Origin of the sequence: Peribacillus sp. TH14 (assembly GCF_016651145.1) — a bacterium.
Taxonomy (GTDB): domain Bacteria; phylum Bacillota; class Bacilli; order Bacillales; family DSM-1321; genus Peribacillus; species Peribacillus butanolivorans.
Genome location: NZ_JAEKEK010000002.1, coordinates 242,968 through 256,884, shown reverse-complemented (window position 1 = coordinate 256,884; position 13,917 = coordinate 242,968). Strand labels below are relative to the sequence as shown.

At 37.7% G+C, this 13,917-nt stretch carries 13 protein-coding genes and 3 pseudogenes; 1 reads left to right on the top strand and 15 read right to left on the bottom strand.

The window, feature by feature from the left end:
- Positions 1 to 46: 46 nt before the first annotated feature.
- Positions 47 to 283, bottom strand: coding sequence for a hypothetical protein (locus tag JFU50_RS29205; protein WP_201225448.1), 237 nt, complete (start codon positions 281 to 283; stop codon positions 47 to 49).
- Positions 284 to 632: 349 nt separating this feature from the next.
- On the opposite strand from JFU50_RS29205, the gene JFU50_RS29200 reads away from it, so the two are divergent.
- The gene (locus JFU50_RS29200) at positions 633 to 1,778 is read left to right on the top strand and encodes a tyrosine-type recombinase/integrase (RefSeq protein ID WP_201225446.1); all 1,146 of its coding nucleotides are present in this window, start codon (positions 633 to 635) and stop codon (positions 1,776 to 1,778) included.
- Between the two features lie 936 nt (positions 1,779 to 2,714).
- Here the strand turns inward: JFU50_RS29200 and JFU50_RS29195 are convergent.
- From JFU50_RS29195 to JFU50_RS29130, 14 genes and pseudogenes are all read right to left on the bottom strand, one after another.
- Complete coding sequence (locus tag JFU50_RS29195; RefSeq protein ID WP_201225444.1) at positions 2,715 to 3,764, bottom strand: 2,3-butanediol dehydrogenase; 1,050 nt, start codon at positions 3,762 to 3,764, stop codon at positions 2,715 to 2,717.
- Between the two features lie 51 nt (positions 3,765 to 3,815).
- Positions 3,816 to 4,639, bottom strand: a pseudogene (locus JFU50_RS29190) (aldehyde dehydrogenase family protein); the annotation flags it as partial.
- A 129-nt stretch (positions 4,640 to 4,768) separates the two neighbouring features.
- The gene (locus tag JFU50_RS29185; RefSeq protein WP_098175209.1) at positions 4,769 to 6,013 is read right to left on the bottom strand and encodes a dihydrolipoamide acetyltransferase family protein; all 1,245 of its coding nucleotides are present in this window, start codon (positions 6,011 to 6,013) and stop codon (positions 4,769 to 4,771) included.
- Between the two features lie 13 nt (positions 6,014 to 6,026).
- Positions 6,027 to 7,085 (bottom strand): alpha-ketoacid dehydrogenase subunit beta, encoded by a 1,059-nt coding sequence (locus JFU50_RS29180; protein ID WP_056519793.1) that lies wholly within the window; start codon positions 7,083 to 7,085, stop codon positions 6,027 to 6,029.
- A gap of 18 nt (positions 7,086 to 7,103) precedes the next feature.
- Positions 7,104 to 8,051 carry a thiamine pyrophosphate-dependent dehydrogenase E1 component subunit alpha gene (locus JFU50_RS29175; protein ID WP_056519792.1) on the bottom strand — a complete coding sequence of 316 codons (948 nt, stop codon included), beginning with the start codon at positions 8,049 to 8,051 and terminating at the stop codon, positions 7,104 to 7,106.
- Positions 8,052 to 8,075: 24 nt separating this feature from the next.
- Positions 8,076 to 9,428 carry a dihydrolipoyl dehydrogenase gene (gene lpdA / locus JFU50_RS29170; protein WP_201225441.1) on the bottom strand — a complete coding sequence of 451 codons (1,353 nt, stop codon included), beginning with the start codon at positions 9,426 to 9,428 and terminating at the stop codon, positions 8,076 to 8,078.
- 37 nt (positions 9,429 to 9,465) lie between these two features.
- On the bottom strand, positions 9,466 to 9,627 hold the full coding sequence (locus JFU50_RS29165; protein WP_201225439.1) for a hypothetical protein: 162 nt from the start codon (positions 9,625 to 9,627) through the stop codon (positions 9,466 to 9,468).
- A gap of 55 nt (positions 9,628 to 9,682) precedes the next feature.
- A complete protein-coding gene (locus JFU50_RS29160; protein ID WP_201225437.1) occupies positions 9,683 to 11,674 on the bottom strand; it encodes a sigma-54-dependent Fis family transcriptional regulator in 1,992 nt (663 codons plus the stop codon).
- A gap of 98 nt (positions 11,675 to 11,772) precedes the next feature.
- Positions 11,773 to 11,979, bottom strand: a complete 207-nt coding sequence (locus JFU50_RS29155; RefSeq protein ID WP_201225435.1) for a hypothetical protein — start codon at positions 11,977 to 11,979, stop codon at positions 11,773 to 11,775.
- A 117-nt stretch (positions 11,980 to 12,096) separates the two neighbouring features.
- Positions 12,097 to 12,300: pseudogene (locus tag JFU50_RS29150) on the bottom strand (recombinase family protein); the annotation flags it as partial.
- A 117-nt stretch (positions 12,301 to 12,417) separates the two neighbouring features.
- Positions 12,418 to 12,519: pseudogene (locus JFU50_RS32120) on the bottom strand (DeoR/GlpR family DNA-binding transcription regulator); the annotation flags it as partial.
- Positions 12,520 to 12,544: 25 nt separating this feature from the next.
- Complete coding sequence (locus JFU50_RS29140; protein WP_063597005.1) at positions 12,545 to 12,748, bottom strand: DeoR family transcriptional regulator; 204 nt, start codon at positions 12,746 to 12,748, stop codon at positions 12,545 to 12,547.
- A gap of 312 nt (positions 12,749 to 13,060) precedes the next feature.
- Positions 13,061 to 13,462: a type II toxin-antitoxin system death-on-curing family toxin gene (locus tag JFU50_RS29135; protein WP_144551424.1), complete on the bottom strand. Its 402-nt coding sequence runs from the start codon at positions 13,460 to 13,462 to the stop codon at positions 13,061 to 13,063.
- A gap of 1 nt (position 13,463) precedes the next feature.
- Entirely contained in the window at positions 13,464 to 13,709 is a 246-nt protein-coding gene (locus tag JFU50_RS29130; RefSeq protein WP_048689328.1) for an AbrB/MazE/SpoVT family DNA-binding domain-containing protein, read from the bottom strand.
- Positions 13,710 to 13,917: the final 208 nt, after the last annotated feature.

Here is a 13,917-nt window from a genome sequence, read left to right as displayed (position 1 = left end):
TCCTGTCTTCCTGGATTTCTCGTTTCATCATCATTACCCCTGCTTGTTACAGCGTAATTTCCTCATGATACAAAACGGCTTCAGCTTGTCCAAATCTTATGCGATATTGTAGACGTGGATGATCGATTACTTCCATGACCTCCCCTTTTTTCTTTTCAAATTCTTTAATATAGTAAAAACTCTCTGAGTCTTCTTCTTCTGTGCACGTTTGCTGAACCCGAACTGAATCTCCAACTTCATACGGGATCATTTCGTGTTTATTCTCAACATCTGAAATTATCAAATTTACTCCACCCTTTATTCATATATTTTAAATGTTCATATATATGGTTCTTCATTTATTCATTCTATCATATCCGTTACTAGAGTACTTAATATGTATAATGAATGAAATCTATTAATTATACTTTAATGTATCTTTTTATGTTAATCAATAAAATCTATATTAAATGAAATAACGTATTGATAAATTAAACCATATAACCTAAATAAAGATAGGTTTTATTTAGGTCTTACATAATTATTTAATTCTTATAATTTGTTATAATGTAAGTACTATTAATTAAAAGGGTTTTAATAAATATATACTTTATCTTATTAATCGTTGGATTATAAAAGTGAGGGATTCAGGTATGCATGAACTGATAGAAAATACGAAAGAGATTCAGAGTAGTGCATGGAAAAAAAGCCTTTCAGAAATTTCCATCCACACGTTACAAGAACGATTAGATACGACAGAAAAGAATGGACATAAGCCTTTTTCCGATTTTAGCGATGTAGAAATGCTACAGTGGTTTCTTCAACGACGAGAGCATTTAAAACAGCAACATGAAAAGTCCACCCGCACCGTCCAAGCCTATGAGCGAGAGCTTATTCAATTTATTGAACAATTACTCACTTATTCGGTGGAAATCCATGTAGACTTGGAAAAAGTTGTGGACGGTTCCCTCTTTAAATCTCTATCTACCCGGCACATTCGAAGATATCAGGAATGGTTATCAGAAAAAAGCCCCTATGTCTTAAAAAAAGGCGCTTATTCCGTTGCCACATTATCCAGAAAGACAACCATCATTCAGAGTTTTTTGAAATTCCTGTTCGAATCAGGCTATATCAGTGACCCCATTCATAAAGGTTTCTTTAAGATAAGTATTCGTAAAGATGATCGGCCGAACCGTGATTTGGGACCAAACGAAGTCATTCAGCTACTTGATTACTTCAGGGAAATCAACCACCCCATCGTTTTTTCGATTATTCATATCCTAACGATGACAGGCATGCGTAATGAAGAGTTTACAAGACTCCGAGTCAAGGATCTTCAATATGATTCCATTACCAGCACGTATTTTTTAGAGGTCCTAGGTAAAGGAAATAAAAAAAGGCAAATACCATTGAAAGAAAAAGGAATGAACAGTATTCGAATGTTCCGTTCAGCTAGAGGAATCGACGATATAGATGCAGCAGAAGGAGACGACCCGCTCTTTACGACCAATACCGGCCGGGCCTACTCTCCCTCTTATTTGTCTCAATACATAACAAAGGCCATTAAAGAGAGTGGATTGCCTTTTTTGAAGTTTCGTTCTTCTTCCATTGGTCCTCATACATTTAGGCATGCTTTTGCCATCATTTCTCACTTAAATGGAGTGGATGTCTATCAGATTATGAAGAGTCTGGGCCATGAGCAGCTATCCACTACAGAAATTTATTTGGAGAAGGTTTTTGAAAAAGAACGCCATGCGATTCATTTGTGGAAATCAGATGTGTTTGGGGAGTATATATAATAGAAGAAAGTCGTCATTTTTGGAGAAGTTTTTGCTGGATTTTGGGACTTAAGTCAGGCGTTGCTAGAGCGGAAATAATTGGAATGACTGATATTGCTATCATGAAACAGACGGGACATAAAACGTGGAAGATGGTCGATCGGTATGTTCTCAGGCTGGGACACGTTATAAAATAACGCCAGCAGCATCTTGAAGATTATATAAGGTAAAAGACTCTTTCTTTTACCCTATATAATAGAAGACACTCGTCAAAGATTATATGATTTTTCTGTTTGGATTGAAATAATTTAGTATTTCTAGGAAGCTCTTTAATGAAATAATTGGGCAATGGGCTTGGAAAATAAATTTATTTTTGACTGAGAGTTAATCTAAGACAATTGAATAAGAAACTGTAAATCCTGTTCCAAGTAATCTGTTATCAATTTACTAACTTCCACATCCATTCATTTGTGTTAACAATGCAAATTAATCTCATATCTTTTTTATCTATTACTTTATTTCTATACTTTGTACATAATTCTTTCCTCAACTAAATGACCCTTAACGGAACAACTTTATTAAGAGATTCAATATTCTCTTAATACCCTGCATAATTGGAATTTATTTGCATATGGTCCCATATTTCGCTTTTGGTTGTCATACCCCATATTTAGTTGGAGGGTACCTTGAGGATCATTTTTGAATCTCTTAGTGCTATCTTAAAAAAGTCCAACTCACTTGTGATACGGTTCACCGCATCTACTAAACCAGCGGTTTTTCCAATTAGATGAGGGTTGGGATTTAAAATGAAGTTTAAATGATTAAAGATAATAACAAAAGGGAGTTGAGGTAGGGTCAAATAGATTGTTGATGAAAAAACTGTATTACCATGAATGGAAGTATGTCTTTTATAGCATAAAAAAACAGATTTCCTTTTTAAGGAAATCTGTTTTTTTACTATTCGGATTTCACTAAAATTTTCACTTGATTCCTTTCTTTTAGTAAAGCCTCAAAGCCCTCTTCAATTGCGTCATCAAGCTTAATCCGTTTAGTTACTAATCTATCAGCAGGGAAGTAACCTTGGGCCATTAAACTAATAACTGCAGGGAATACATTGCGGTACCCGATAATGCCATTTATTGTACGCTCTTTTAGAACAATATTTTGAGGATGAATAGAGGCCTCTTTTTCAAAAATACTTACAATCATAGTTTCTCCACCATTCTGGGTAGAGTTAATTGCTTGAGACAGAACCGGGGGAACTCCAGTAACTTCATAAGAAACATCTACTCCTCCGTTTGTTAGCTTTTGAATTTGTTCCACAGGATCACATTGACTAGGATCGATACCAATAGCACCAAGTTCTTCCGCCTTTTTTCTCCGCTGTTCAGATAACTCAACTGCATAAATTTCTGATGCACCTGATGCTTTTAGTGCTTCAATAACTAAAAGTCCGATAGGACCAGTTCCAAAAACAGCAGCTTTATCTCCTACTTTCAATTTGCTCTGACGTACAGCATGAAGAGCTACCGCTGATGGTTCAACAAGTGCCCCCTGCTCATAAGACACCACTTCTGGAATTTTATGAAGCATTGCCTCTGGAACCGCTGCGTACTCTGAGAAACCGCCGCCGCCGCCAGCAAGACCATAAAAGCCCATTTTCTTACAAAGATTATACGTCCCCTGTTTACAAGCCGCACATTTACCACAGGCATAAATTGGCTCAACAACCACACGATCACCAACCTGAACCTTTGTTACTTCTTCTCCAACTTCAACAACTCGTCCAGAAAATTCATGTCCCAATACGATAGGAGCTTTGCCCCCGCTTAATGGATGTGGTGCCTCAGTTGGAATAAAAATCGGTCCAGCAGTATATTCGTGTAAATCACTTCCACAAATCCCGCACCATTCTACTTTAATTTTTACTTTATCTTTTTCTGCAGTCGGTTCTTCGATATTATCTAATCGTAAATCTCTTACTCCATGCCATCTCAGAGCTTTCATTTTTCCCTCTCCTTAAGTGTTAATAATTCCTTTTATTATTGAGTTATATATTTACTGCATTGAAATCCAGACACTCTTTACTTCTGTATAATTATTAAGTGCATAGGAGCCCATTTCACGTCCCATACCTGATTGTTTGTATCCGCCGAATGGAGAGGCTGCATCGAATGCATTGTAGCAGTTTACCCATACGGATCCCGCACGAAGCTTGCTGGAGATATAGTGAGCTTTAGCCACATCGCGTGTCCACACACCAGCTGGCAGTCCATATTCACTATTGATGGCACGATTAATTAATTCATCAATATCGTCATATGGCATAGCAGCGATAACCGGTCCAAAGATTTCTTCCTTAGCGATTGTCATTTCATCCCGTACATCTGCAAAAATAGTGGGGGAAACAAAGTAACCCTGTTCCTGAGGCTTATTACCACCTGTAACAAGCTGTGCACCTTCATTTAGTCCCTTTTCAATATACCCAAGTACACGGTTTTACTGTTCGATGGAAACCAGCAGTCCAATTTGTGTATTCGCAAAAATTCCGGAGCCTTGTTTAATTCTTTTCGCATGTTCAGCCATATCTGCTACAACATTATCAAATTGCTTCTTTTGAATAAATACTCGGGAACCTGCACAGCAACCTGTCCTTGGTTGAACATAACACCGTTAAGTGCCCCTGGTATTGTCTTTGTTAAATCAGCGTCGGGAAGGATGATGTTTGGCGACTTTCCGCCAAGCTCAAGGGTAACTCGCTTCAAGTTTTAGACGCGCTTGACATGATTAGCTTTCCAACCTCAGTAGAACCGGTAAAAGCAATTTTATCGACTAAAGGATGGTTAACAAGAGGCTGACCCTGCGGTTTTACCAAAACCAGGTTTTTCTCTTACCGTTGTAAATTGTCTAAATCCTGACGCTACCCCTTTTTAGTTTAATATGATCCTATGCAAAAAGAGATTAACAATAGATGGCTATTCATTAACTGTTAATCTCTTTTAATACTTTTATTAGAGAACTAGTAAATATGGTGTCTCAATATATTTGACTAAGACATTTAGGAATTCTGCTGCTTGAGCACCATCTGCTATTTGATGATCGAAGGTGAGACTAAATGGAATTTTCTTAACGGATTTAACTTTGCCCTCTTCATCTAAGATTAATTCATCCTGGAAAGCCCCTACTCCTAAAATACCTGTTTCTGGTGTATTCAAAATAGGTGTAAAGTATTCAATTCCACTGGCTCCAAGGTTTGTAATGGTAAATGTTGAGCCAGTTAGTAAATCTCCGCCTGCCTGACCGTTTCTTGCTTTCGTCGATATTTCTTTTATTTCTTTTGCCAGAGTACCGATTGTTTTTTGCTGGGCATTCTTAACGACAGGGACTAATAAGCCATCGTCCAAAGAAGTTGCAATACCTAGATGAACCTCATCAAACTCTGTCAATTTGCCATCCTGGTAGTGAGAATTCATTTTCTTCAAATCTCGTAAAGCTAGAACCGTTGCTCTAGCAACCAATACAGTCAAAGTAAGTTTGACATCTAAATCAGCAGACTCAATTTCTTTCCTTAGCACTTGTTGGAAATCAATTAAACGATCAGCATTTGCCTTTCGATGTAACGTTAATTGAGCGGTTTGTCCCAAACTTCTACGCATATTGCGAGCAATCGCTTTTCGCATCGGACGCAGACCTTCACCTACGGATTCATCATTGGCAGCAGGTGTAGCTAGGGCTGCTGCAACTTGTGACTCTGCTTGATAATCGTAACCACCCGCTAGAACACGTTGGATATCTCGTTTTGTAATTCTAGCGTTTCCACCGGTGCCCTTAATTAAATCAATATCCAGATTATTTACTTTAACCATTTTTCTCGCTAATGGAGTAATGAATATCCGGTTACCTTTTACTTTTTTTCCTTCGGTTTTTTTCACTTTAGCAGGTTGATCAATAGCTTCCGCTTCTACAGGGGCTGTTGCTGTTTGCTCAACTTGTAATTCATTCGTTACAACCACTTCGTCTGCTTCTCCAATCACAGCTATTGGAGCACCGACTTCTAGTTGTTCTTCAACCTCCGCATTTTTAATGAGTAAAGTACCCGATATCGGAGCTTCAACTTCTTGGTTTAATTTTTCTGAACTGATCATTAAAACCGCTTCGCCTTCGTTAACAGGATCTCCCACTTCTTTATACCATTCAACAATGGTACCTTCAGTCATCGTCATTCCTAATTTAGGCATTACGATTGTTTCACTCATTTCGCTTCACCTCCTATTTCATTACATGTTGTTTTTTCAAGTCAGCAATTAACTCTTCTGCAACAGTCAATACTTTTTTTGCATCCGGAATATAGGCCTGTTCCAAATTAAACGCAAATGGTACCGGTGTATTTGGTGCACATACCGTTTTAATCGGACCATCTAAATAATCAAAGGCTTTATCCGCCACTACTGATGCAATATCAGTAGCTGTGTTGTTATGTGGATTTGACTCATCAATAACGATTAGTCTTCCCGTTTTCTTCACCGATTCCAACACAGTTTCTTGATCCCAAGGGGCAACCGTCCTTAAATCAATGACTTCCACTGAGATTCCATCTTTACCTAATGTTTCTGCCACTTCATGGGCTACTCGAACCATTTTACCAATCGCCACAATCGTAAGGTCCGTTCCTTCTCTTGTCACATTGGCTTTACCAATTTCAATTGTATAATATTCTTCAGGCACATCGCCTTTAATGCCATAGAGGGTTTTATCTTCCGAAAAAATGACTACGTTATCGTCTTCAATCGCTGCTAGCATCAACCCTTTTGCGTCATATGGATTGGAGGGAACGACTACTTTAACTCCCGGAATAGAACCGAACATTCCATACAAAGTTTGGGAGTGTTGGGCAGCTGCTCCTGCTCCTGCACCATGTACTGTCCGAACAGAAAGTGGGATTTTTGCTTTTCCGCCAAACATATATCGCATCTTTGCACCTTGATTTAAGATTGGATCTAAAGCAAATCCGATGAAGTCGTTAAACATCAATTCGGAAATGGGACGTAATCCTGTAGCAGCTGCACCGACTGCTGCACCAAAATAACCGTGTTCTGCGATCGGTGTGTCAATGACACGTCCGCGACCGAACTCTGTTACCATTCCTTTGGATAATCCGAAAACCCCACCAAATGCATCATCATAACGTCCATCGTCTTTGATTAAATGGTCGACTTCAGCACCGCCAGCAACATCCGTACCAATTAAGATAACAGTTTCATCTTTTCGCATTGCTTGTGTCATCGCTTCAGTAATAGCAGTCATAAAAGTTACTTGTCTTTTTGTCATTTTTCATTCCCCCTATTCTTATGCAAATATATCCGTATATAAAGTTTCTAAATCTGGTAGTGGGCTTGCTTCTGCAAAAGCAACTGCTTCTTTGATCGTTTCTTTAGCTTGTGCTTCAATACCATCCGCCTCTTCTGCTGTCATCCAACCATTTTGAACCGCTTTTTCTCTGAATTCGATAATTGGATCACGGTCTTTATTTGGATCGTTATCCGTTTTGTATTTTTGTTCGTCCCCTTCAAAGTGACCATATTTCCGGTATGTATCACATTCAATTAGGGTAGGACCGTTACCTGACTTTGCCCTTTCGATGGCTTCTTTTGTAGCATTGTAAACAGCCTCAACATCCATACCATCCACACGTACACCAGGCATATTATAAGATGATGCTCTTTCAGAAACGGTTTCAGATGCACTTGCATATCTAAATGGTGTACCTTCACCAAATTGGTTATTTTCACAAACAAAAATGACCGGTAAGTCTAAAATAGAAGCTAGATTTAGCCCTTCATGGAATGTTCCTTCGTTTGACGCTCCATCACCAAAGAAGCAAACCGCGACATTGTCTTTTCCTAGAGTCTTAATGGTAAGAGCTGCACCAGCTGCTAAGCCGAAACCACCCCCAACAATTCCATTGGCACCTAGCATTCCTTTACCAACATCGGCAACATGCATGGATCCACCTTTTCCTCCGCCTAAGCCATCTTTTTTACCCATAATCTCTGCCATCATGCCTTTAATATCACAACCTTTTGCAATCGCATGTCCATGTCCACGGTGGGTACTGGTAATATAATCTTCATCATCTAATAGTGCCATTACTCCTGTTGCAACAGCCTCTTCTCCTGCATACAAATGGACAAATCCTGGAATTAAACCTTTTCCGAAAGTACGATGCACATCTTCTTCAAAAAACCTAATCTCATTCATCTTTTGATAAATCCAAAGGACTTCTTTCTTTTCCATTTATTATTCCTCCCTTTATGTTGTTTACATATGAATTGCTTGTTTAAGTAAAGCGTTTGCATTTTCTCCAATTGCTTCAGAAATGGCAGGATGGGCATGCACCATGCTTGCTAGCTCATTCATCGTACCTTCTGAGTGCTTCATGGCCAATATTTCTCCAATTAACTCTGTTGCATTCGCCCCAACAATAACGGCGCCTAGTATTTCCTCATATTGATGATCCGAGATAATTTTGATAAAACCTTCCGTTTCCCCCATCGCAATGGCTTTCGCGTTTCCTGCAAGGTTAGATGTGGTTATTTTCACATTATAACCGGCATTCTTTGCTTGTTCTTCATTGAGCCCGAACGAAGCGATTTCAGGATGTGTATAGACACATCTAGGAATTTCCGTTTGATATAGAGGTTGAGGATGATCGCCATTCATGGCATGAACCGCAATGAGCCCTTCTGCACTTGCTGCATGTGCCAATTGATAGCCTCCTACCAAATCTCCAACTGCATAAACGTGTTTTTTACTAGTTTCATAATCATCATTAACTGCCACAAACTTGTTCGATGCATCCATTTTTAGGTTAAGTTCTTGTGCCACTTCAATATTTGGTTTTCTTCCAGTTGCCACCAAAAGAGTGTCAAATGAGATTTCTTGATCCGCTAAAATGACCTTCCCTTTTTGTACTTCCTGGATTTTGGCTTTTATAATGGTTTGTATATTTTTCTTTTGCAATTGCTTTTTAATGATTTTTCGTGCGTCAAGGTCTTCAGTTAATAGAATGTCAGGAGCCACTTCGATAATGGTCACCTTTGTTCCTAGTGGGGCCATTGCAAAAGCTAACTCTATTGAAATGACCCCGCCGCCAATGATCGTCATGGACTCTGGTAGTTCCTTCAAGTCAAAGAAAGAATCGGTAGTGTGGTAGTTTATTTTATCCAAACCTTTAATAGGAGGGATAAATGGTGTGCTTCCTGTTGCTAATAAAATATCTTTACCTTTGATTTTGCCGTCTCCAATGGAAACAACTAAAGCATCCGAAATCGACGCTTCTCCAAGAAAAAGGGTAATGTTGTTTTTCTTTAATAGATGCTGAACACCACCGGTCAACGTCTGTACGACTTGATCTTTACGTTTCATTAATTTTGGAAAATCAATCGATAATTCACCGGTTTTAATGCCCCAGCTATTTGCCTTTTGAATTTCTTCAACCATTTCACTATGTCTCAATAATGCCTTTGAAGGAATGCAACCGACATTCAGACATGTTCCGCCTATTTTCTTTCTTTCGACGATCGCTACCTTCTTGCCCAATTGTGCAGCCCGAATGGCGGGAACATATCCCCCAGGTCCTGCACCAATGACAACTACATCAAATTCTTTCATTTCTTTTCATCACCTTGCTTTCGTCTTAAAGTGAAAGTTAATTACACTCATATAATGCAAGTGGCGTGCCAACTTTTATAAAATAGATGAAAACGCTGTCATAACAATGTGGTTCCTCTTCCTTTGTATTTTCACTCATCTTTAAATTTTGTATCAATGAGACGGATTGTGTCTCACTTGTCTCACTGTCTCTAGACAAAAAATCCTCCATTTTATCCTTCTCAACTGAGAGAGGTATAAAATGGAGGATTTTTTTAAATTTGGCTTTTTACTTTTTTGCTATTCCAATCTTCAGCAGTCAGCTGATACTGTTTGATTTTTCGATACATGGTAGCGCGAGAAATATCAAGGATTTTTGCGGCGTTTGTGACATTTCCATCCTCCTTAATCATCGCTTCAATGAGTCTTACCTTTTCGTCTTCTACTACCGGGCCTTCAAGCAATTCTGGAGGCAGATCGAATGGGGATAGGCTATTTCCTTCCATATTAAAAAGAGATTGTTGAACGACATTTTTCAATTCCCTAATATTCCCTGGCCAATGATATTGTGTCAGGTACTGCATGGTATCTGATTGTACTACAATGTCACGTTTTCCAAATTCTCCACTCATTTTTTTTATGAAGTGATGGACCAATGCAGGGACATCGCCGATTCTTTCACGTAAAGCAGGAATTCTCAATTGGATCACATGAAGACGATACAATAGATCCTCGCGAAATTCACCTTTTTGTACAGCTTCCTTTAAATTTTTATGAGTAGCCGCAAAGACACGTACATCAAGCGGAATCAGTTTGTCCCCGCCCAGTCTGGTGACCACCCTTTCTTCCAATAACCGAAGCAGGTGTACTTGCAAATTCAGCGGCATATCTCCAATTTCATCAAGGAAAATCGTACCTCCCTGAGCCAATTCAAACTTTCCGGGGCTTCCTTTCGATTTAGCTCCGGTGAATGCACCTGGTTCATAACCGAATAATTCACTTTCAAGCAATCCATGTGGAACAGCTCCACAGTTAATCGCTACAAAAGGTTTATTACTACGATTGCTCGCTTGATGGATCGACTGTGCAAAAAGCTCTTTACCCGTCCCTGTTTCACCTGAGAGAAAAAGAGTGGAATCAATTAACGATGCTTTTCGTGCTTTTTTTACGACATCTGTAAATTCCTTTGAGGAACCTATCATATCGTCAAAACTATAGCGGGTTGTATTAGAATGGGTTGAACGAGTTATTGTAGGCTTTTGCGATATTAATGTGGGGGATTCCGTATTTTTTCTAAAAAATATAACAGCCCCCAAATTTTCAGTCTGGAAAGTGACAGGATAAATGGAGCAAATGAATTTTTGCTTATTTTTATCCATACTTACTTCTTCTCTCAGAATTTGCTGTCCATTTTGCAAAACAAAATCTATGAGACTATCTAATTTAGGGATATTTTTAAGGGTTTGAATATTGCTTAGAATGGAATGTGATCTAGCAGCATCATTTTTATCCACAATACTTTTACCGCCATTCACAATAAATACAGCATCTTCTACACCTTCCAAAGCAGTGTTTAAAAATAAATGATTACTCAAGGCATATTTAAAAAAATAATGATTAATAGACTTAGAAATATTTTTCGCTTCTGAAACGATGTACTTAATCTTTTGTGAATTCATCTGAATTTCGTATCCTGCAATATTCATAATTCCAAGCAGTTCATTTGTAAACGGGTACAAAATAGGGAAAGCTACACAAAACCAATCATGATGTTTTTCACAATAATGTTCCGAAAACAAAACTTGGGAGAACTGTTTCTTTTTTAGCACAAGCCCAACCGCATTTGTTCCTGCCGATTGCTCACTCCAAGTTCCACCATTAAAAATATTTATCTTCTCCGCCTTTTTCAAAACATTCCTTTCACCGCTTGAATATAAAACAGTACCGTGATTATCTGCAATGGAAAGCATCGTTTTAGATTCAATTAAAATATCGGATAATTTATTTATTTTTGGTGTAGCATAAGTAAGTAATTCTTCATTTTTCTCGAGTCGATCTTTCAATTCGTTCTCGTTAATAATTTCTTGAATTCTGTTTTGAAAAGGACTGATGCCTAGTTTCTTTGAATTCTCCCAGGAATCAATGATGTCATCACGTACGCCATCACCAGTATATTGTCCCAACTCCTGGAATCGTTTCCAAAGTTGATTAATAGAAGGATTATAATCTATGGGTCCAACTAACTCTCTTGTAAGTTTATGTTTCATTTAAATGCCCTCCATAACATAAATTTGCTAATTCTTCACATAATTTTTTTACTTCTTCTATTTGGTCCAAGATATTATTATTCACTTTTTTCAAATTATCATATAAAGCAAAAATACCCGCAAATGAAAGGCCTAGTATCTGTTAATTCTTTCTCTCTTTCTGCAGATGTCAGTGTCTCATTTTCTCCCAAAATTTCTTCTTCTTTCGGCTCGATACCTATATTCAAATCAATTTGTTTAGGCTCATCAACACTTTCTTTAACTTTTGTCTCCTCTTTCTTTGCCTTTTCCAGGCTCTTTCTCAATCTATCGAATCTGCTAGTTTCTTAGATTTCACTTCAAGTCTAAATTCTCTTTCTTCATCCGATGAAAGCATATTCTCCTCCGTTCAGTTATTTAATTACCTTGAATCCTACAAGCATTCGGCTAATACGGTCTAATTTATAGACAACCACAGTATCTCCCTCGCGTAACACTTTTAGAAGCTCATCCAACTGAGGACGATTTCTTCTCTTTCCTGATTCCTTTTCTTCAAAAATCTGATCAACTCCAAAATGATTTAAAGAATCAAGTTGTAACGACAATGATTGATCTTGTGTACTAACGCGTGCATATCCAAAATTCAACATAATTACCCTTTCTGAATCCTTCAACTATACCAAAAAGGGGTATGAAACGTATGCTCAGAAATGGAGATGTTCAATTGGCAATGAGTTAGTTAGGATCGTAAAATCTTTTTTACTTTAAATTTCACGAGTGAAATTTAAGGTTGTTGTTCCGTAGTCAATATAAAGGGTGTCTCCATTTTCTACAAATTCGGATGCCCGCTTTGCAATACTTCTTTTTTCATTTTCATTCGTACTTTAACGATTAATGTAGCTTGTCTCTAAGTTTGCTTTGTTTAGAATTGCGCCCCATGGACTTTGCGAACAAGCCCTTTTCCTCCAACTCATATAAATCTTTTCGTATTGTTTCTCGCGTTACGTTTAACTCTCTGCTGAGTTCCAAAATTTTGACTGTTTTAAATTCATGTAGTTGTTTCATGATTTCACTTTGTCTATCTTGTGGAAGCATTTCTCCACCTCCAAATTTTATTCTATTTACATTATAGAACAAGTCAAAGACTCTTCGCCTGTCCATTCAATTGCACTAACAGCGCCAATTACCACAAATTTTTATAAGTATACATAGTCATGAGATTAAAAGGGGGAACAAGTCATCCAGACGACTTGCTCCCCCACTTTTTCAATAATTACTTATTGTATTCAAAAAACCCAGCATGAATTTGCTGCATATCTCCATCTTTATATTTTCCAATGTTATAAATCCAAACTTCGGTAAAGAAGACCAAATAGCTTAAATCCTCCATGAATCTCTCGAACCCTTTTATAAAGCCTTTATGTTCTCTTGGATGATTCTTGCGATAGCATTAAAATCATACTTATGGTTGACGACATCTACAACAAAATCCTGTTCTTCTTCTATTCCCATTAGCCATTGATAATGATTGATCTTTAGAAACATAATAAGGGAAGCGAGTGCTGTCCTCTTGTTTGCGTTGTGGAAAGCATGATTTTTAGAAATGGATTCGAATAAGGCTGCAGCCTTTTCATGAATAGATGGGTAAGCATCATTCTCGAAAACAGTTTGTCTGGGTCTGTTCACTGCAGAATCAAGGAGGCCGGGATCTTTCACCCCGATTTGTTCAGTAGGAGAATATACTTTTATTTGAATGGCATTGATAGCAATAATTTGATTGGTGGAAAGATAGATAATATCCAATGTCATATTACCTATCCACCAATCCCTTGAATGCTTCGTCATGTTCTTTTATAACATCTGATAACATTTCCATAAATTCCGCATCTACACCTTTAGGTAATTTGACATTTTTATTTTTCCTTAAAATGATTTCTTCACCCTTGAACTCAACCTCTAATTCGTCACCAAAAGCTAAATTTGCAGTTTTCAACATTTCAACTGGAAACGTAATACCCAAGCTATTTCCGACTTTAGTTAATTTCCTAATGGCCATTATTCATTCCCCCTTCAAAAGAAAGTTATAATTGTTATTACTATTATAACATTGGTCTTTATGGTTTATACTACTTTTATCTGGTATCTGTTATTTTTTTGATTACATAAAAAAACTTGCAGATTTAGACCCTAAATGGGACCTTATTCTACAAGCTGAACAACCTTCATTATCCCAGCAATTCTAATATAAAATGGTACAGCCAATA